Origin of the sequence: Pseudomonas kitaguniensis (assembly GCF_009296165.1) — a bacterium.
Taxonomy (GTDB): domain Bacteria; phylum Pseudomonadota; class Gammaproteobacteria; order Pseudomonadales; family Pseudomonadaceae; genus Aquipseudomonas; species Aquipseudomonas kitaguniensis.
The window spans coordinates 53,788-71,683 of the sequence record NZ_VUAZ01000123.1 but is presented as its reverse complement, the minus strand read 5'-3'; the positions used below and the strand labels follow the sequence as shown (position 1 = coordinate 71,683).

The 17,896-nt window shown below is 63.1% G+C and carries 15 protein-coding genes and 3 pseudogenes; 9 read left to right on the top strand and 9 right to left on the bottom strand.

Translation table 11 applies throughout. The features are described from left to right. Window positions 1-170 precede the first annotated feature (170 nt). Entirely contained in the window at window positions 171-4,418 is a 4,248-nt protein-coding gene (locus tag F0169_RS19995) for a DEAD/DEAH box helicase (protein WP_152747427.1), read from the bottom strand. Between the two features lie 167 nt (window positions 4,419-4,585). Here F0169_RS19995 and F0169_RS19990 point away from each other — a divergent pair, with 167 nt between their 5' ends. Further along, window positions 4,586-5,470 carry a sugar nucleotide-binding protein gene (locus tag F0169_RS19990; RefSeq protein ID WP_058412843.1) on the top strand — a complete coding sequence of 295 codons (885 nt, stop codon included), beginning with the start codon at window positions 4,586-4,588 and terminating at the stop codon, window positions 5,468-5,470. A 120-nt stretch (window positions 5,471-5,590) separates the two neighbouring features. Here the strand turns inward: F0169_RS19990 and F0169_RS19985 are convergent, their stop codons facing one another. From F0169_RS19985 to F0169_RS19965, 5 genes and pseudogenes are all read right to left on the bottom strand, one after another. Continuing rightward, window positions 5,591-6,289: an OmpW/AlkL family protein gene (locus tag F0169_RS19985; RefSeq protein WP_058412844.1), complete on the bottom strand. Its 699-nt coding sequence runs from the start codon at window positions 6,287-6,289 to the stop codon at window positions 5,591-5,593. A 95-nt stretch (window positions 6,290-6,384) separates the two neighbouring features. Then, complete coding sequence (locus tag F0169_RS19980) at window positions 6,385-6,906, bottom strand: DUF3299 domain-containing protein (RefSeq protein WP_152747426.1); 522 nt, start codon at window positions 6,904-6,906, stop codon at window positions 6,385-6,387. Window positions 6,907-6,917: 11 nt separating this feature from the next. Beyond that, window positions 6,918-8,182 (bottom strand): annotated as a pseudogene (locus F0169_RS19975) (ABC transporter permease). A gap of 1 nt (window position 8,183) precedes the next feature. After that, window positions 8,184-8,894: an ABC transporter ATP-binding protein gene (locus tag F0169_RS19970; protein ID WP_152747425.1), complete on the bottom strand. Its 711-nt coding sequence runs from the start codon at window positions 8,892-8,894 to the stop codon at window positions 8,184-8,186. Between the two features lie 95 nt (window positions 8,895-8,989). Next, window positions 8,990-9,613: a DUF2796 domain-containing protein gene (locus F0169_RS19965; protein ID WP_152747424.1), complete on the bottom strand. Its 624-nt coding sequence runs from the start codon at window positions 9,611-9,613 to the stop codon at window positions 8,990-8,992. A 131-nt stretch (window positions 9,614-9,744) separates the two neighbouring features. Here F0169_RS19965 and F0169_RS19960 point away from each other — a divergent pair, with 131 nt between their 5' ends. After that, window positions 9,745-10,083 (top strand): hypothetical protein, encoded by a 339-nt coding sequence (locus F0169_RS19960; RefSeq protein ID WP_152747423.1) that lies wholly within the window; start codon window positions 9,745-9,747, stop codon window positions 10,081-10,083. A 29-nt stretch (window positions 10,084-10,112) separates the two neighbouring features. Here F0169_RS19960 and trxA read toward each other — a convergent pair whose 3' ends face one another. From trxA to F0169_RS19945, 3 genes and pseudogenes are all read right to left on the bottom strand, one after another. After that, entirely contained in the window at window positions 10,113-10,985 is an 873-nt protein-coding gene (gene trxA, locus F0169_RS19955; protein WP_152747422.1) for a thioredoxin, read from the bottom strand. A gap of 104 nt (window positions 10,986-11,089) precedes the next feature. Beyond that, window positions 11,090-11,746, bottom strand: coding sequence for a class I SAM-dependent methyltransferase (locus F0169_RS19950; RefSeq protein WP_152747421.1), 657 nt, complete (start codon window positions 11,744-11,746; stop codon window positions 11,090-11,092). Next, window positions 11,743-12,197 (bottom strand): annotated as a pseudogene (locus F0169_RS19945) (YbaY family lipoprotein). The gene F0169_RS19950 and the pseudogene F0169_RS19945 overlap by 4 nt, the downstream one beginning before the upstream one ends. A 139-nt stretch (window positions 12,198-12,336) precedes the next feature. On the opposite strand from F0169_RS19945, the gene nrdR reads away from it, so the two are divergent. From nrdR to thiL, 7 genes and pseudogenes are all read left to right on the top strand, one after another. Beyond that, a complete protein-coding gene (gene nrdR, locus F0169_RS19940) occupies window positions 12,337-12,807 on the top strand; it encodes a transcriptional regulator NrdR (RefSeq protein ID WP_058412903.1) in 471 nt (156 codons plus the stop codon). Beyond that, window positions 12,804-13,934 (top strand): bifunctional diaminohydroxyphosphoribosylaminopyrimidine deaminase/5-amino-6-(5-phosphoribosylamino)uracil reductase RibD, encoded by a 1,131-nt coding sequence (ribD, locus tag F0169_RS19935; RefSeq protein ID WP_152747420.1) that lies wholly within the window; start codon window positions 12,804-12,806, stop codon window positions 13,932-13,934. The genes nrdR and ribD overlap by 4 nt, the downstream gene beginning before the upstream one ends. A gap of 47 nt (window positions 13,935-13,981) precedes the next feature. Beyond that, window positions 13,982-14,643 (top strand): annotated as a pseudogene (locus tag F0169_RS19930) (riboflavin synthase). 16 nt (window positions 14,644-14,659) lie between these two features. Beyond that, window positions 14,660-15,751, top strand: coding sequence for a bifunctional 3,4-dihydroxy-2-butanone-4-phosphate synthase/GTP cyclohydrolase II (ribBA, locus tag F0169_RS19925; RefSeq protein WP_058412856.1), 1,092 nt, complete (start codon window positions 14,660-14,662; stop codon window positions 15,749-15,751). 88 nt (window positions 15,752-15,839) lie between these two features. Then, complete coding sequence (gene ribH / locus F0169_RS19920) at window positions 15,840-16,316, top strand: 6,7-dimethyl-8-ribityllumazine synthase (RefSeq protein WP_058412857.1); 477 nt, start codon at window positions 15,840-15,842, stop codon at window positions 16,314-16,316. Continuing rightward, complete coding sequence (gene nusB, locus F0169_RS19915; protein WP_099235103.1) at window positions 16,313-16,813, top strand: transcription antitermination factor NusB; 501 nt, start codon at window positions 16,313-16,315, stop codon at window positions 16,811-16,813. Before ribH ends, nusB begins: the two co-directional genes overlap by 4 nt. A gap of 18 nt (window positions 16,814-16,831) precedes the next feature. Then, window positions 16,832-17,797, top strand: coding sequence for a thiamine-phosphate kinase (thiL, locus tag F0169_RS19910; RefSeq protein ID WP_152747419.1), 966 nt, complete (start codon window positions 16,832-16,834; stop codon window positions 17,795-17,797). Window positions 17,798-17,896 lie beyond the last annotated feature (99 nt).

Sequence of the window (17,896 nt, the reverse complement as noted above, 5' to 3'; positions counted from 1 at the left end):
AGGATTCCCACATTTGACTGGTCTCAGCCATTGATAGAGTTCCCACATTTGCCTGGGCTCACCCATTGATAGGACTCCCACATTTGACTGGGCTCACCCATTGACTGGCCTCACACAGTCACCTGTGGGAGGGGGCTTGCTCCCGATGAGGCCCTCACAGGCACCAGCCCTCAATGCCTGATCAATTTCTCTTGCACCGCCTGATGGTCCTCCTCCACAAACATCTGCTGCTTGCCGCCGACCATCACCGCAGCCAGCAAACCGTCGCGGTACACAATCCGATTGCCACTCACCGCCGGCACCTTACTGCCCGGCAACAGCGTGCCCACCAGGTTCAGCGGATCAGCCCCGCACACGGCGATCAAGCTGCCGTCATGCGGCCTGCGCCTGACCTCACGCAGCAACGGAATCGCTTCCGGCAGCGCAAATTGCTCACCGGCCAAGCCGCTGACAAACCGCCCGCCGCGAATTTCACCGCGCGCTTCCAGGCGGTGGAAGGTGCGCAGCAACTCGCGCCAACTCGGCAACCAGTCCGCCTCGCGTTCCAGCAAGCGCCAGAACACTACGCCATAGCGGCGCAGCAGGGTCATCGCCACATGCTCCAGGGTCTCGGCCGAGTGTGGGCCTGCGGCAGTTGGCGAGCGGCGCATCAAGGCCCAGCGCCCGGCATCGTCCATGCCGCCGATAAACGCCCCGCGCCCGCGCCGGCTGCTACGCGCCTGGCGCTTGCTGGCGGGTGTGGTCAGGGCGCGCAGCCCGGCGAAGCTGTCGGCATTCACCAGGCCTGCGCCCACCAGTTCCTGCAGGGCGGTTTCCAGTTCGCTGCGCAATAGATGCGCTTCGTGCACCAGCTCATCGAAAAACAGCGCGCCTTGCTCGCGCAGGGCCACGTGCACTTTTTGCGCTTTGGGCGACAGCGTGGCGCTGTCGGTCAACTCGGTCAGCCCGCTCCACAACGCCACCTGGCTGCGTGGCAACAGCACCACCGGGGTACTGCGCAATGCCATGGCGCCGGCCTTGTTGCTCAGGCGCGTCCACACCAGTTTGCCGCTGCGGCACAGCTCGTCGAGCCAGATGGATGAGTAATCCTTGAGCCGCGTGCCGAGCAAGTCACTGTCCCAGGCTGAGGTCGCGGCGGCGTAACCTTCGAACTGGCCGACGATTTGCCCGAGCATCGCGCTGCCCTGGCCGCGCGTGCCGTCGGACACGTGCTGCCAATCGAACAAAAAGCGCATGAAGTCCTGCAACGCCACCGGCTCGATCTCGCGGCGCAGGCGCTTGACCGTGTAGCGGTGAATACGCGCCAGCAAATGCCGCTCGCACCATTGCTCGGCGCTGGCGCCCGGGCTGAAGTGGCCGCGCATCACGTAGCCTTCCTGCTCCAATCGCGCGAGTGCCTGGCTGACGTCGGCCACGGGCAAACCCAGCGGCGCTGCTATTTCGATCAGCGTCAGCGGGCCGAAGCCACCGAGGCGCGCGCGCAGCACTTCGACCAGCGCCTCGTCAACGCTCCACGGCGCATCGAAACCCGGCAGCAGTGGCAAGTCGTTGGGGTAAATCGCCTGCAAGCAAGCCAAGCGCTCCACCGCCACCCACAACCCATTGTGCAATTGATACGCGCGCCCGGCTTTGGCCAGCGCGTGCAGCCATGCCGCCCATTGCGGCGTGACCTCGGCGGCGGCGACACACGCCAAACTCAACAGCGCCTCGTGCATTTCATCCGGGCCATTCGGCGCGGGCCAGGCTTCCTCGCGCACACCGGCGATGGCGTCGAGGTCCAGCGCGCCGAGGTCGTCGGTGCTGTGTGGGTCGCTCCAGCGCCGGTTGAGCACGGCCTGTGTGCGGCGTTCCTCCAGCGGCGCGTCATCCAGAAAGGTATACGGGCGCGCGCTGAGAATTTCGGCGGCCATGGGCGAGGGCGCCGGCAGGTCACGGCTGATCAGGCGCACCTCGCCGCGCTCCATGCGCCGCAGCAGGGCCAGCCAGCCGCTGCTGTCCATGGCTTCGTGCAGGCAGTCGTCGAGCGTTTGGTCCACCAGCGGGTGTTCGGGCACTTCGCGCTCGCCGGCGAGGTTTTCCAGGCAGGCAATCTGGTCGGGAAACACGCTGGCGATCAGGTCTTCGCTTTTCATGCGCTGAATCTGCGGCGCCACCTTGCGCCCACCGGTAAAACGCGGCAACGCCAAGGCCACACCGGCGTTCCAGCGCCAGCGCACGCCGAACAGCGGCGCCTCCAGCACGGCCTGAATCAACAGGTGTTCGGCGCTGTGGCTATTCAGGTAACGCCACACTTCATCCAGCTCAAAGCTGTGGCTGGTCGACAAAGACAGCACGATTGCATTCTCACTGGCCGCGGCCTGCAACTCGAAATTGAACGTACGGCAAAAGCGCTTGCGCAACGCCAAGCCCCAAGCGCGGTTGAGGCGGCTGCCGAACGGCGTATGGATGATCAACTGAGTGCCGCCGGACGCGTCGAAAAACCGCTCCATGATCAACGTGTCTTGGGACGGCAAGGCGCTAAGGGCCAAGCGTGTGCGGGCCAGGTAGTCGAGGATTTGCTCGGCGCTCGCGTGGTTCAGGCCCAACGTGCCGCTGAGCCAATCGAGCGCCGGCTGCAGGTCAGCGGGGCTGGCGCCGAGCAGGGCATCCAACTGCCCTTGAAAACGCGCCACCGCGGCGGACAATTCATTGCTGCGCCCCGGCGCTTCGCCGAGCCAGAAGGGGATGGTCGGCGGCTGGCCATGTGCATCCTCGACGCGCACTTTGCCGGCCTCTACGCGCAAAATTCTGTAGGAGGTATTGCCGAGCTGGAAGATGTCCCCGGCGATACTTTCCACCGCAAAGTCTTCGTTGACGCTGCCGATGTTCAGGCTCTGAGGTTCCAGCAACACGCTGTAGTCGGCGTTGTCGGGGATGGTGCCGCCGCTGGTCACGGCGGTCAGCTTGGCGCCACGCCTGCCGCGCAGGGTGTGGTTCACGGCGTCGCGGTGCAGGTAGGCGCTGCGAATACCCTGGCGACCGTTGTAGCCGTCCGAAAGCATTCGCAGCAGCGCCTGATAGTGGCGTTCATCCAGCGCAGCGTAGGGCGCGGCGCGGCGGATCAAGTCGAGCAGCGCCTGTTCCGACCATTCGCGCGCGCTGACTTCGGCGATGATCTGCTGCGCGAGTACATCCAGCGGCGCCACTGGGATGTGCAAGGTGTCCAGTTCACCACGGCGCACGCAGTCGAGCAGGGCGGCGCATTCGATCAGGTCATCACGCGTGGTGGCGAACAGGCGGCCCTTGGGCGTGCCACCGACCTGGTGACCAGAGCGGCCGACCCTTTGCAAAAAGCCGTTGATCGAACCCGGCGAGCCGATCTGGCAGACCAAGTCCACATCGCCAATATCAATCCCCAACTCCAGCGACGCGGTGGCGATCAGCACTTGCAGCTCACCGGCCTTCAGCCGTTGCTCGGCGTCCAGGCGCATTTCCTTGGCCAGGCTGCCGTGGTGCGCGGCCACCGCGGTTTTGCCCAGACGCTCGCTCAAGTGGCGGGCCAAACGCTCGGCGAGGCGGCGGGTGTTGACAAAAATCAGCGTGGTGCGGTGTTCGCGGGCGAGTGCGGCGAGGCGGTCGTAGACCAACTCCCACACGTCATTGGCCATTACCGCCGACAGCGGCACCGGTGGCACTTCTATATCCAGGTCGCGCGGGCGGGCGTGGCCGATGTCGACAATCGCGCACGGCCGGTCGCGGCCGACCAAAAAACGCGACACCGCTTCGATGGGCTTTTGCGTGGCCGACAGACCGATGCGCGTCAGCGGCGTGCTGCACAAGGCTTGCAGGCGCTCCAGGCTCAAGGCCAGGTGGCTGCCGCGTTTGCCGGCGGCGATGGCGTGAATTTCGTCGATGATCACCGTGCGCGTGCTGCTGAGCATCTGTCGGCCGGAGTCCGAGCCCAGCAGCACATACAGCGATTCCGGCGTGGTGACGAGGATGTGCGGTGGGCGCTTGCGCATCAGCGCGCGGTCTTTTTGCGGGGTGTCGCCGGTGCGCACGGCGGTGCGGATCTTAAGCGGCGCCAGGCCCATGCGCAGCAAGTGCTCGGTGATGCCAGCCAGCGGGTTTTGCAGGTTGATCTGAATGTCGTTGGACAGCGCCTTGAGCGGCGAGACATACACCACCAGCGTCTCGTCCGGCAGCTCGCCGCCGTTGGCCAAGCCTTGGTGGACCACGTCATCCAGCACCGCCAGGAACGCGGTGAGGGTTTTGCCGGAGCCGGTGGGCGCGGCGATCAGCGTGGAGCGGCGCTGGCGAATCAGCGGCCACGCCTGCGCCTGTGCGCTGGTCACCGAGGGGAAGGTGCTGCAAAACCAGGCGCTGACGGCCGGGTGAAAGCCGTGCAGTGCCGTGACGGTGGATTCAGGAAGGTTCATCTATTGATTGATAGCGCCTGCTCCAACAAGTTGCAATTGCGCACTTTATCCGTGACGGTTGCGCTACAAACCCGCAAAATGCAACGATTCTGGTTTAGACCTGCGGCATGGCTCACACGGCCGCCGACAATAACCATCGTTCCAAACAGACTGGGCCTGCACACTCTATGCGAATGCGCCTTATGTTACTGGGCGGCGGGAATGCCCTCGGGCAGGCGCTGATTCGCCTCGGTGCAGAGGAAAATATTGGTTTCCTCGCACCCAAACCGCCCCAAGACGGCTGGGATGCCGCGAGCCTCACCCAATTGCTCGACGACACCCGTCCCGATGCGTTGATCAACCTCGCCTACTATTTCGACTGGTTCCAGGCCGAAGCGGTCAGCGAAGCTCGTTTGGCTTCTCAGGAATTCGCTATCGAACGCCTGGCCGAACTGTGTCAGCACCACACCATCACCTTGTTGCAACCGTCCAGCTATCGCGTGTTCGATGGCTCGCGTGCCACCGCCTACAGCGAAAAAGACGAGCCAGTGCCGTTGGGCCTGCGCGGTCAGGCGTTATGGCGCATCGAGCAAAGCGTGCGCGCGACGTGCCCGCAACACGTGCTGCTGCGTTTTGGCTGGCTGCTCGATGACAGCGTTGACGGCACGCTCGGGCGCTTCCTGGCCCGCGCCGAGACGCCTGACGAGTTGCTGATGGCGGACGACCGGCGCGGTAACCCGACACCGGTGGACGACGCGGCGCGGGTGATCATTTCGGTGCTCAAGCAACTTGATTGCGCGGCGCCGCTGTGGGGCACCTATCACTACGCCGGCCAGGAGGCGACCACGCCGTTGGCGCTGGGCCAGGCTATCCTCACCGAAGCGCGCCACTTCCACCCGCTGGCGGTTGAAGCGCCCACGGCCCAGGCGCACGCAGCGCGCCCGGATGCGCCGGATGAGCCGCAACACGCGGTACTCGCGTGCAAGAAAATTTTGCATACCTTCGGCATCAAGCCTCGGGCCTGGCGGGCGGGGTTACCGGCGTTGCTTGACCGGTTTTACCGGCATAGCTGAATGGGAGAGGGGGCTTGCTCCCGAGGGCAGTGTTTCAGTCAATTTATCAGGTGACTGTTACACCGCCATCGGGAGCAAGCCCCCTCCCACATTGGTTAGCTGGCGTTGCTAAAATCCAGATTAGAACTTGTAGCCGATGCCCACCATGTAAACCATTGGGTCGACGTCTACATTGACCTTGGCGCGAGTGCCTTGGCCCAACGCGTTGTTGTCGACGGTGGCCTTGGTGCTGATGTCGATGTAGCGCGCCTGGGCGTTGATCATCCACTTGTCGTTGATCATGTAGTCGGCGCCGATCTGCGCAGCCCAACCCCACGAATTCTCAGCCTTGAAGTTGCTGAAACCGGCTTGTTCGGCGCGGCTGCCGACGTGCTCGTCGTAGATCCAGGTGTAGTTGATGCCGGCGCCCACATACGGCTGGAAGGCTGACTTGTTGTCCAGCGGGTAGTACACGACGCTCAAGGTCGGCGGCAGGTGTTTGAGGGTGCCGAGCTTGCCGTTGGCGGCGCCGAGGGCGGTGTTTTTGATCTTCACGTCATGCTCGAACGGCGTTGCCGCCAACAGCTCGATGCCGACGTGGTTGGTCAGCATGTAGGCGAAGTTCAGGCCCAGTTGGGTGTCGCTGCTCATGGTCGCCTTGCCGCCCAGGTTGGCGCCGGCCAATGGGCCTTGGTCAACCTTGACGCTGCTGCTGTCGGCCTTCGGATTCACGGTGATTGCACCGGCGCGAATCAGAATATCGCCAGCTTCGTGAGCGTAGGCGGCAGGGGCGGCGAGGGCGAGCGCGAAGACGGACGCGCCGAGCAGAGACTTGTTCATGGGAGCTCCAAAAGGACGTTAAAAGATGTGCGTCCAATGGTAAAGATCGTTCCCGTCGATCTTTTGACTCAGCTCAATGAAAGGGCGATCAAGCGCTATTCCTGCAGTTCGTAGACGTAAATCTTTTCGGCATCCATTTGATAACCGGCATCCGCCAATTCGCTGGACGACGGCTTGACCTGCATCGCGCCTTCGATCCAGTACGGCTGATACAGCTCATCGAGTTTCACCCCGAGTTCGCTTTTTACATGCACGATCTGGTTAGACGGCGGCGGCGGCACGTGGATGCACGCGCCGAAATACGGCACCAGCAAAAACTCGGTGGTGCGGCCCTCTTCGCTGACTTCCAGCGGCACGATATACCCCGGTAAACGAATGTGCTGGCCATCAAGGCTCTGCACCACCGGCGCGTTGGGCAGGTCCTGCTTGGCCGCTGGCGCCGCTTCCACCGATAACGCATCGGCCATGTTCGACAGGTCGTGCAGCGGTTTCATATTCGGAATTTCCGGCGGCGCGTCCGGCGGAATCATCTCTTGCCACGACAAGTCCTTGGGCTGGTCGGCGGCCCAAACAGGCACCGACACCAACAGCAACAATGCAAACAGGGCACGACGCATCGAAGCCTTCCTCATAAACGTATGGACAGGCCATCGGCCAGGGATTGTCGATAGGCGCGCCACGCGGGCACGCTGCCCATCAACAGCGCTGCGGCCAGAATACCGGCGAGCAACGTCCATTCATATTCGCTCGGCCAAGACATCGGCAGGTCGAGGCCGTAGTTGGCCTGCAAATAGCCGCGTGATGCGGCGATGCACACGTACAGCAAGCCTGTGCCAGCGACCACGCCGGACAGCGCCAGGGCAAAGGCTTCGAAGACCAGTAACGACGCAATGTGCCACGGCGCGCGCCCACCGAACGCAAGATCGCCATTTCGCGGCGGCGCTCGTTGAGGCTGGTCAGGATAGCGGTGAGCATGCCAATCAAGCCCGTCAGCACCACGAACAGCGAGATCACGAACAGCGCTTTTTCGGCGGTGCCCATCATGCTCCACAGCTCTTGCAGCGCCACGCCCGGCAAGATCGCGAGCATCGGCTCGCCACGGAACTCATTGATCTCGCGTTGCAGGGCGAAGGTCGAAATCTTGTTGTTCAAGCCCAACATAAACGCGGTGATCGCCTGCGGGGTCAGGTCCATGTTGCGTGCCTGATCGGCACTGATGCGGCCTTTGCCCTGGGCCGGCACACCGTTGTGCCAGTCGATATGAATCGCTTCCATGCCGCCGAGGCTGATGTGCAGGGTGCGGTCTACCGGCGTGCCGGTGCGTTTGAGAATGCCGACCACGGTGAAAGGTTTGTCATCGTGTTTCACCAGGCTGACCACCGCCACGCCGTGGGCCAGCACCAGCTTGTCGCCCAGTTTGTAATGCAGGGCGTCGGCCACTTCGGCGCCGAGCACCACTTCAAACGGGTCGGTGGCGAAGGCGCGACCGCTGGCCAGTTCGAGGTTCTGCTTGCGACCGTACTGGTAGTGCTCGAAGTACGACGCGTTGGTGCCCATCACCCGGTAGCCGCGGTGCGAGTCGCCGAGTGAAATCGGGATCGCCCATTTCACCTGCGGGTTGGCAGCGAAGTGCTGGTAGCTGTCCCAGCGAATATTGTTGGTGGCGTTGCCGATACGAAACACCGAATACAGCAGCAGGTTGACCGAGCCCGAGCGTGCGCCGACGATCAGGTCGGTGCCGCTGATAGTGCTGGCGAAACTGTTGCGCGCCTCAACGCGCACGCGCTCTACCGCCAGCAACAGGCACACCGACAGGGCGATGGCGAAGGCGGTGAGTATCGCGGTAAAGCGGCGGTTAGCCAGGCTGGCCATGGCTAGACGGAACAGATACATCTCAAACCTCTGCGGGCGTGGCGGCGCGATTGAGTTCGGCCAGCGACAGGTTGCGGTCGAACAGCGGCGCCAGGCTCTGGTCATGGCTGACAAATAACAGGCTGGCACCGGCCTCGCGGCATTCGGCGAACAACAGTTGGAGGAAGGCTTCGCGGGCGTCGTAATCCAGCGCCGAGGTGGGCTCGTCGGCGATCACCAATTCCGGTTGGCCAATCAGCGCGCGGGCGGCGGCCACGCGTTGTTGCTGGCCGATGGACAGCGAGTCGGCGCGGCGTTCCAGCAATTGCTTATCCTTCAAACCCAAGTGCGCGAGCAAGGTAGCGGCGGCCTGGTCGACGCTGCCGTGGCGCTGCTTGGCGCGTTGCGCACGCAGCCTGGAAAAGTGGCAAGGCAACTCGACGTTCTCGCGCACCGACAAAAACGGCAGCAAGTTGAACTGCTGGAAGATATAGCCGGTGTGGTCAACGCGAAAGCGGTCGCGGGCGCCGGCCGAGAGCTCGGTCAACTCCTGGCCAAGCAGGCGAATGCTGCCTTGGCTGGGTTTCTGTACGCCGCCGAGCAGGCCGAGCAAGGTGGTTTTGCCACTGCCGCTCGGGCCTTTTAGAAACAGGGTTTCGCAAGGTTCCAGGCGGAATGCGGGAATGTCCAGCAACTGCGGGTGGCCGGGCCAGTTAAAGCCCAGGTCAGACAGTTCGATAAGTGCTTGGGTCATGTGAAATCAGTATCGCCTGCTGGCAAGGTTGCAAAAGTGGCGCCGTTCCACCGTGGGAGCCGGCAAGCCAGCGCCCACAGTGGCCGGGTTTCAAATCAGAACTTCAAGGTGGCTGCGGTGGCGGTGGCTTCAACGCCTTGCTGGCCGCTTGGGCCGATCAGTTGTACCTGAATTTTGCGGGTGGCGGGGAAGGTCTTGAACACTTGGCTCAGGTCCAGATTGCTCAGCGCTGTCGGCGTGGCGCAGGTGAGTTGGTAGTGGGCGTGAATTTCGCTGTGGTCGTGATGATGCTCGTGGGCGGCCGCGCCTTTGCCGTCGGTGGCGTGGTCGTCATCGCCATCATCGCCATCATCATCGTCGTCATGATCGGCTTCAGGTTTGTCGCCGAACAACGGGCTGTTGAGTTCCTGAGTGCTGACCACGCAGCCGGCAGTTTTTGGCAGGCTGAACAGCGCCAGCGGGTTCTCCAGCTGTTTGCGCGCTGCGGCGACCTTGGCTTTGTCGTCGGCCGTGGTGGCCAAGTGTTCGAAACCCACCAGGTTCATCGCCGGGCTGTCCAGCTCAAGCTCCAGGGTCTGGCCGTCGAGCACTGCATTGAGGCGGCCCACGCCGTGTTCGTGGGCGCCAAGGCTGCCGTGCTCGTGTTCGTGCTCATCGTGAGCATGGGCAACCGCCAGTGGCAGCAGGGCAAACGGCAAAGCGAGCAGCAAACGGCGCATGAGAAGGCTCCAAAAAGATGAAAATTTTGTTATGTGATCTTATAACAATAATCCCGGAGTTTGACCGCCCGCTTGGCGTTGCGCAAGCCGCGTGGGAGCATGCGGGTCAGAAAAGTGCAGGAGTAAGGACGATGTTGCGAATTCGTGGAACCGTTGGCGACTTGCCGGTGGACTTGACCCTGGAACTCGACGACGGCGATTGGGCAAAGCTCGGCGCCCACTTGCAGGCGAGCCCGGCGGCCAGCGAACCGCTGGCGGCACCGGTCAAACAGACGGATGACCTGTGGCAGAACGCTCAGGACCTGTTGCGCAAGGCCGGGCAACTCAGCGGGTTGGAGCTGCTTGATCAGTTGGAAGGTTTGGCCGGCGATGCCGCGTCAGGCAAGCGCTTGCTGGTGCGCTTGCGTCACAGCGCCAAGGTGAAAGTCGCCAGCGGCGGTGATACGCCGCTGTACACCTGGGTTGAATAACCCTTGCAGGTTTGCGCCGGCAGGGGCGATTAGTACAGCGCGGCGAACAACTTGCGGCGGTACACCGTGACCAACGGGTGCTCATTGCCGAGCAGTTCGAACACTTGCAGCAAGGTCTTGTGCGGCAGGCCTTCGCTGTAACTGCGGTTACGGCTAAATAGCTTGAGCAGGCCTTCCAGCGCGGCGTCGTATTGCTGGCGCGCCAGCTGCTGAATCGCCAACTGATAGGCGGCTTCATCGTCCAGCGGGTTTTGCGCCAAGCGGCTTTTCAGCTCGGCGGCGTCCGGCAGGTCGGCAGCCTGGCGCAGGAAGGTGATTTGCGCCTTGGCCCCCGCGAGCGCGGCTTTATGGTCGTCGCTTTTAACCGCGTCGAGCACGGCTTGGGCTTCGCCCAACTCACCGCGTTCGGCCAGGCAGCGCGCGTACAGAATCAGCGCGCCGGCGTTGCTGTTGTCTTCGCCCAACAGCGCGACCAGCACCGCTTCGGCATCGCTGATACGGCCTTCGGCAAACAGTGCCTGCGCCTGCTCGAGCGGATCGGCCGCTGCCGGTGGCGGCATCTGCACATGTGGTTCGAGCATCGCGCGTATCGCCGACTCCGGCTGCGCGCCGGCAAACCCGTCCACCGGCTGGCCATCCTTGAACAGCACCACCGTCGGCAGGCTCTGAATGCCAAAGCGCGCAACGATGTCTTGCTCGGCCTCGCAATCGACCTTGGCCAGCAGCAACTCGCCCTGATAACTCTCGGCAATCTTCGCCAGCAACGGCATCAGCGCTTTGCACGGCGCGCACCACTCGGCCCAGAAGTCCACAAGCACGGGTTGTTCGAAGGAGTTCTGAATCACCGCCTGCTCGAACGTGGCAGTGGTTGCGTCGAAGATGTACGGCGTGGGCTCACTCATGGGGCGTCTCGAATAAAGCGGGAATGGGGCAACTATAAGGGCTGGCGAGGTTGACCGAAAGCATGGTGCGCTCAACTGTGGGAGCGGGCTTGCTCGCGATGGCCTCAAGGACGCCGCGAATGGTACAGGCTCACCTTGCGAAACTCCCAAGGCTCGGCCAGGTCTGGCAACGTCAAGCCATCAAGAATCTCCAGGCGCTGATAAGCCGGGTGCTGGAAGTCCCTCACGCGTGAATCCGCCACCAGCGTTTCGCGGCCACGGCTGAGGAAGTGGTCGAGCAACGGCAGGTTGGCGCGGTCGTAAAGCACGTCGGCCACCAGGATCAGGTCGAAACGGTCGGCTTCGGCGAAAAAGTCCGCTGAATACCCCAGCTCAACAGCGTTGAGTTGGGCATTCGCGCGGCAGGCCGCTAACGCCAGCGGGTCGAGGTCGCAGGCCACCACTTCGAGCGCGCCGGCTTTAACCGCGGCAATCGCCGCCACACCGGAGCCTGCGCCAAAATCCAGCACGCGCTTGCCGGCGACCCACTCAGGGTTGGCCGCCAAATAGCGCGCCAGGGCCAAGCCGCTGGCCCAGCAAAAGCTCCAGTAGGGCGGCTCGTGCAGGATGCGCCGGGTTTCGTCGGGGCTGAACGCGCGCTGCATATTGCCCGCATCCAATAGCCATAAGCGCAGCTCGGTACCCGGCAATGCGCAGGGCACCAGTTGCGCGTCGCCGATCAGTTCGCTCAGCGCGTGTTGCAGGCCCAGCGGTGGTGTCATGGTGCTTTGACGAGTTGCAGCGGGCCGGTGGTCTGCGTGATCGCTTGGGTGATGTGCACGGCAGGCAGGTGCAGGATCAGCTGCCCGGACTGGCTGGCGCGGCCGCGCAATTCCACTCGCGCACGGCCGGGAAGGCTTGCGGGTTAAAGCGCAGGCGAAAGGCGAGTGGCTTGCCGTTGCCGGTCAGCACGCTGCTGGCGAGCAGTTGTTGCGGGCGGTTGCGCTCGTCGATCACCAGCAGCGCCAGTTCGACTTCGGCGTTGGCCGGCACGCCGTTGAGGGTGCCGTTGATTTCTCGCTGGTACGCAGGCAAAGGGCCGAGGTCTTCAATGCCCGGGACTTTTTTCTCTTGGGCAGGTGTCGGTTGCGGGGCGGCAGGTTTTGGGGTTTCGCTGCTGCAGGCGACCAAAAAACTGAACACGGTGAGCAAAACAAGTGGTCGTAACTGCATGTACGGCTCCAGAAAGGACAAAATCCGTGGTGTGAACATTAATAAACATATAAGCCTGCCTATATACCGTAAAGGCTATGGCTTGTCTTGCCACAGGGATGCGCTACCATGGCCCTCCCTTTTTTTGTTGCCTGCCACCATGCACTGTCCCTTCTGCGGTGCCAACGACACCAAGGTCATTGACTCACGTCTGGTCGCCGAGGGCGATCAGGTACGTCGCCGGCGCGAATGCCTGGCCTCTGGCTGCGGTGAACGTTTCACCACCTTCGAAACCGCCGAACTGGTGTTGCCACGTCTGATCAAGTCCGACGGCAGCCGCCAGCCTTTCGACGAAGACAAACTGCGCGCCGGTATGCAGCGCGCCCTGCAAAAACGCCCGGTGAGTATCGAGCGGCTGGAAGCGGCGCTGGTGCATATCAAGCACAAGCTGCGCGCGACCGGCGAGCGCGAGGTCAAGAGCCTGGTGGTTGGAGAGCTGGTGATGGGCGAGCTGCAAAAGCTCGACGAAGTCGCCTATATCCGTTTCGCCTCGGTGTATCGACGCTTCCAGGACCTCAATGAGTTCCGCGAAGAGATCGACCGCCTGGCCCGTGAGCCAATCAAAGAATGAATTCACCGTCTGCTGAGCAAACTGTCCTCGACGCCCATTACATGGCCCGCGCCCTCGAATTGGCGCGCAATGGCTTGTACACCACCCACCCCAACCCACGGGTTGGCTGCGTGATAGTGCGCGATGGGCAGATTGTCGGCGAAGGCTGGCATCAGCGCACCGGCGAACCGCACGCAGAGCCTAACGCTCTGCGCGCCGCCGGGGCCAAGGCGCGGGGCGCTACGGTCTACGTGACGCTGGAGCCGTGCAGCCACCATGGGCATACGCCGCCGTGCGCCGATGCCTTGGTGAGTGCCGGTGTTGCGCGGGTAGTGGCCGGTATGCAGGACCCGAACCCCGAAGTGGCCGGTCGCGGCATGCAGCGCCTGGCGCAAGCCGGTATCGAAACACGCAGCGGCGTACTCGAAAGCCAGGCGCGTGCGCTGAACCCGGGGTTCCTCAAACGCATGGAGCACGGCCTGCCGTTTGTGCGGGTCAAGCTGGCGATGAGCCTGGACGGCCGCACCGCCATGGCCAGTGGCGAAAGCCAGTGGATCACCGGCCCTGCCGCCCGCGCCGCCGTGCAGCGCCTGCGCGCCGAAGCCAGTGTGGTGTTGACCGGGGCCGATACGGTGTTGGCCGACGGCGCGCGCCTGACCGTGCGCGCCGCCGAACTCGGCCTGGACGACGCCACCACCGCCCTGGCCATGTCGCGCCCGCCGTTGCGCGTGCTGATCGATGGCCGCTTGCGCGTGCCGCTCAACGCGCCGTTCTTCAAGGCTGGGCCGGCACTGGTGATCACCTGCGTGACCCCGGAAAACCAATTCCCGCGTGGCCCCGAGTGCCTGGTGGTGCCGGGCGTGGAGGGCCAGGTCGACCTGCGCTCGGCGCTGGTCGCCCTGGCCGCGCGTGGCGTCAACGAAGTGTTGGTGGAAGCTGGCCCGAGCCTCGCCGGCGCGTTTGCCCAGCAGGGCCTGGTCGACGAGTACGTGATATTCGTTGCCGGCAAGTTCTTGGGCTCCGCCGCGCGGCCGTTGCTCGACTGGCCGCTTGAGAAGCTCGGCGACGCCCCCCAACTCAAGATCACTGAGATGCGCGCTGTAGGCGACGATTGGCGAATCACTGCAATCCCCTTGGCGCGCGTATAATTCTGACCGGGCGCTCAAGTGCCCGCTGTGTTTTCCAGGAGGACTCCATGTTCACCGGCATTATCGAATCCATCGGCAGCATCCGTGCAATGACCCCTAAAGGCGGCGACATTCGCCTGCTGGTTGAAACCGGCAAGCTCGACCTGGGCGATGTCAAACTGGGCGACAGCATTGCCGTCAGCGGCGTGTGCCTGACCGTTATTGAGCTGCCTGGCAACGGCTTTGCCGCCGACGTCAGCCGCGAAACCCTCGACTGCACCGCGATGAGCGACCTTGCGGCCGGCAGCCCGGTCAACCTGGAAAAAGCCCTGACCCCGACCACCCGCCTCGGCGGCCACCTGGTCAGCGGCCACGTCGACGGCGTGGGCGAAGTGGTGGCGCGCAGCGAAAACGCGCGTGCCGTGGAGTTTCGCATCCGCGCGCCCAAAGAGCTGGCCAAGTACATCGCCCATAAAGGCTCGATTACCGTCGACGGCACCAGCCTGACCGTAAACGCCGTGAATGGCGCCGAATTTGAACTGACCATCATTCCCCACACCCTCAGCGAAACCATCATGGCGTCTTACCAGCAGGTCGCCGGGTGAACCTGGAAGTCGACTTGCTTGCCCGTTACCTGGAGCGCCTGCTGATGGGCGATAAGGCCGCAGAGCCTGCATCGGGGAACATCACTGAAAGTTTTCTGGCCGCTAATGGCTACCTGAAATCCTGACCCAAGGGGGTGCCTCGTGGCGCTCAATAGCATCGAAGAACTGGTTGAAGACATCCGCCAAGGCAAGATGGTCATCTTGATGGATGACGAAGACCGCGAAAACGAAGGCGACATCATCATGGCCGCCGAAGCGTGCCTGCCTGAGCACATCAACTTCATGGCCAAGCACGCCCGAGGGCTGATCTGCATGCCCATGAGCCGTGAGCGCTGCGAATTGCTCAAGCTGCCGTTGATGGCGCCGCGCAACGGGTCGGGTTTTGGCACCAAGTTCACCGTATCGATTGAAGCGACCACCGGCGTCACCACCGGCATTTCCGCCGCAGACCGCGCGCGTACTGTGCAAGCCGCCGCCGCGAAAGACGCCAAGGCCGAAGACATCGTCAGCCCTGGCCACATCTTCCCGCTGATGGCTCAACCGGGCGGCACGCTCGCGCGCGCCGGCCACACCGAAGCGGCGTGCGACCTGGCGCGCATGGCCGGTTTCGAGCCGAGCGGGGTGATTTGCGAAGTGATGAATGACGACGGCACCATGGCCCGTCGCGCCGAACTTGAAACGTTTGCCGCCGAGCACAACCTCAAGATCGGCACCATTGCCGACCTGATTCACTACCGCATGATCCACGAGCGTACCGTTCAGCGGATTGCCGAGCAGCCGCTGGACAGCGAACTGGGCCACTTCAACTTGGTGACCTACCGTGATTCAGTCGAAGGCGACGTGCACATGGCGTTGACCCTGGGCACGATCAGCGCCGAGGAGCCGACGCTGGTGCGGGTGCACAACATGGACCCGCTGCGCGACCTGCTGATGGTCAAGCAACCGGGCCGCTGGAGCCTGCGCGCCGCCATGGCTGCGGTGTCTGAGGCTGGCAGCGGTGTCGTGTTGTTGTTGGGCAACCCGGTGGATGGCGACGTATTGCTCGCGCATATTCGTGAAACCGCCGAGCACGCGCAGATCAAAACGCCGACCACCTACAGCATCGTCGGTGCCGGTTCGCAGATCCTTCGCGACCTCGGCGTGCGCAAAATGCGCCTGATGAGCGCACCGATGAAATTTAATGCCATATCCGGTTTCGATCTGGAAGTTGTAGAATACGTGCCCTCCGAATAAAGGCCGGCGATTTCTGCCCCTTGTTCGCGGTTAAATCATCACTGAGGGACGCACTTTTCGCGTCCCGGCTCTTTAAGAGATTTGTCGAATGACCCTGAAGACCATCGAAGGTACCTTCATCGCTCCCCAAGGCCGCTACGCCCTGGTGGTTGGCCGCTTCAACAGCTTCGTGGTTGAAAGCCTGGTAAGCGGTGCTGTGGACGCCCTGGTTCGCCATGGTGTGAGCGAAAGCGACATCACCCTCATCCGTGCGCCTGGCGCCTTCGAAATTCCACTGGTTGCGCAAAAAGTTGCTCAACAGGGTGAATACGCGGCGATTATCGCCTTGGGCGCGGTCATTCGTGGCGGCACTCCGCACTTCGAATACGTGGCTGGCGAATGCACCAAGGGCTTGGCCCAAGTGTCCATGGAGTTCGGCGTGCCGGTTGCTTTCGGCGTGCTGACCGTAGACTCCATCGAGCAAGCCATCGAGCGTTCCGGCACCAAAGCCGGTAACAAGGGCGCTGAAGCTGCCCTGTCCGCCCTCGAAATGGTCAGCCTGCTGTCGCAGTTGGAGGCCAAGTGATTTCCGACGAGAGCGATCGTTTCAACCCACGCGATGAGCGCCCGGCCGACGCCGGCAAGCCCTCGAAAAGCGAAAAGCGCCGCGCTGCGCGTCAGCTTGCTACCCAAGCGCTGTACCAGCGCCACATGGCGGGCACCTCGCTGAACGAAATCGAAGCGCAATTTCGCGTCGATAACGATTTCACCTTTGCCGATCAGAGTTACTTCCACGACATCCTGCACGGTGTGCCAGCCAACCTGACCGAGATCGACGCTGCGCTCGCGCCTTGCCTGGACCTGACCATCGAAGAGCTCGACCCGGTGGAACTGGCGGTATTGCGCCTGTCCACGTGGGAACTGCTCAAGCGCGTCGACGTGCCGTACCGCGTGGTGATCAACGAAGGTATCGAGCTGGCGAAAGTCTACGGTTCGACCGACGGCCACAAGTTCGTCAACGGCGTGCTCGACAAAATGGCCCCGCGCTTGCGTGAAGCCGAAGTGAAGGAACACAAGCGCTAAACCGCGCTTGAGTCCTGAATGGGTGAGTTTGAGCTGATCCGCACCTACTTCGCCGCCGCACCCTGTGCGCAAGGCGGTGAGGGTATTGCCTTGGGGATCGGCGACGACTGCGCCTTGCTGTCGCTGCCCGCTGGGGAGCAACTGGCAATCTCTACCGATACGTTAGTGGCTGGCGTGCACTTTGCCGACCCGTGTGACCCGTTCCTGCTCGGCCAGCGCTCGCTGGCCGTGGCAGTGAGCGACCTGGCCGCCATGGGCGCCCATCCTCTTGCGTTTACCCTTGCCCTCACCACCCCGACGGTCGATGCCGATTGGTTGCAACGCTATGCCCAAGGCTTGAACGCCATGGCGCAAAACTGCGGCGTCGGCCTGGTGGGCGGCGACACCACGCGTGGGCCGCTGAGCCTGACGCTAAGCGTGTTCGGCTGTGTGCCCGCCGGGCAGGCGTTAACGCGCAGCGGTGCGCGCCCGGGCGACTTATTGTGCGTGGGCGGTGAGCTGGGCAACGCCGCTGGCGCCTTGCCATTGGTGCTCGGGCAACGCACGGCTGACGCCTTGATCGCTGAACCGCTGCTCGCGCATTACTGGTCGCCGCAACCGCAGTTGGCGCTCGGCCTGGCGCTGCGGGGCAAGGCGACGGCGGCGATGGACATTTCGGACGGGCTGTTGGCCGATTGCGGGCACATCGCCAAGGCATCGGCGGTGAGCCTGTTAATTGAGCGTGAGCAACTGCCGTTATCCGAGGCCTTGCTGGCGTTTGTCGGCGATGACGAGGCGCGTATAGCCGCGTTGAGCGGCGGCGACGACTACGTGCTGGCGTTCACGCTGCCACCTGCCGAGCTGGCGCCGTTGCTGGCCGGCGGATGGTCGATCCACGTGATCGGTCGGGTGGAGGCCGGGCAGGGTGTCACGCTGCTGGATGCCAGCGGGCGAGACATCACACCTGCTGTGCGTGGCTATCAGCATTTTCGTGCACCTACATAGAACCGACCTAAAGGCCAATCGAACCGATTGATCTTTATCAGCGATAATTCAGCTTAAGCGTCGGTTATAACCTGCTGTTACAATGCACGCCTCTGTGAA

Excerpts from the sequence above, each read along its gene's own strand:
- F0169_RS19970 (WP_152747425.1), bottom strand. The coding sequence starts at position 8,894 with ATGACCCAAGCACTTATCGAACTGTCTGACCTGGGCTTTAACTGGCCC.
- ribH (WP_058412857.1), top strand. The coding sequence starts at position 15,840 with ATGACCCTGAAGACCATCGAAGGTACCTTCATCGCTCCCCAAGGCCGC.
- F0169_RS19950 (WP_152747421.1), bottom strand. The coding sequence starts at position 11,746 with ATGACACCACCGCTGGGCCTGCAACACGCGCTGAGCGAACTGATCGGC.
- F0169_RS19960 (WP_152747423.1), top strand. The coding sequence starts at position 9,745 with ATGTTGCGAATTCGTGGAACCGTTGGCGACTTGCCGGTGGACTTGACC.
- thiL (WP_152747419.1), top strand. The coding sequence starts at position 16,832 with ATGGGTGAGTTTGAGCTGATCCGCACCTACTTCGCCGCCGCACCCTGT.
- F0169_RS19980 (WP_152747426.1), bottom strand. The coding sequence starts at position 6,906 with ATGCGTCGTGCCCTGTTTGCATTGTTGCTGTTGGTGTCGGTGCCTGTT.
- F0169_RS19965 (WP_152747424.1), bottom strand. The coding sequence starts at position 9,613 with ATGCGCCGTTTGCTGCTCGCTTTGCCGTTTGCCCTGCTGCCACTGGCG.
- F0169_RS19990 (WP_058412843.1), top strand. The coding sequence starts at position 4,586 with ATGCGAATGCGCCTTATGTTACTGGGCGGCGGGAATGCCCTCGGGCAG.
- F0169_RS19995 (WP_152747427.1), bottom strand. The coding sequence starts at position 4,418 with ATGAACCTTCCTGAATCCACCGTCACGGCACTGCACGGCTTTCACCCG.
- F0169_RS19985 (WP_058412844.1), bottom strand. The coding sequence starts at position 6,289 with ATGAACAAGTCTCTGCTCGGCGCGTCCGTCTTCGCGCTCGCCCTCGCC.
- nrdR (WP_058412903.1), top strand. The coding sequence starts at position 12,337 with ATGCACTGTCCCTTCTGCGGTGCCAACGACACCAAGGTCATTGACTCA.
- trxA (WP_152747422.1), bottom strand. The coding sequence starts at position 10,985 with ATGAGTGAGCCCACGCCGTACATCTTCGACGCAACCACTGCCACGTTC.
- ribD (WP_152747420.1), top strand. The coding sequence starts at position 12,804 with ATGAATTCACCGTCTGCTGAGCAAACTGTCCTCGACGCCCATTACATG.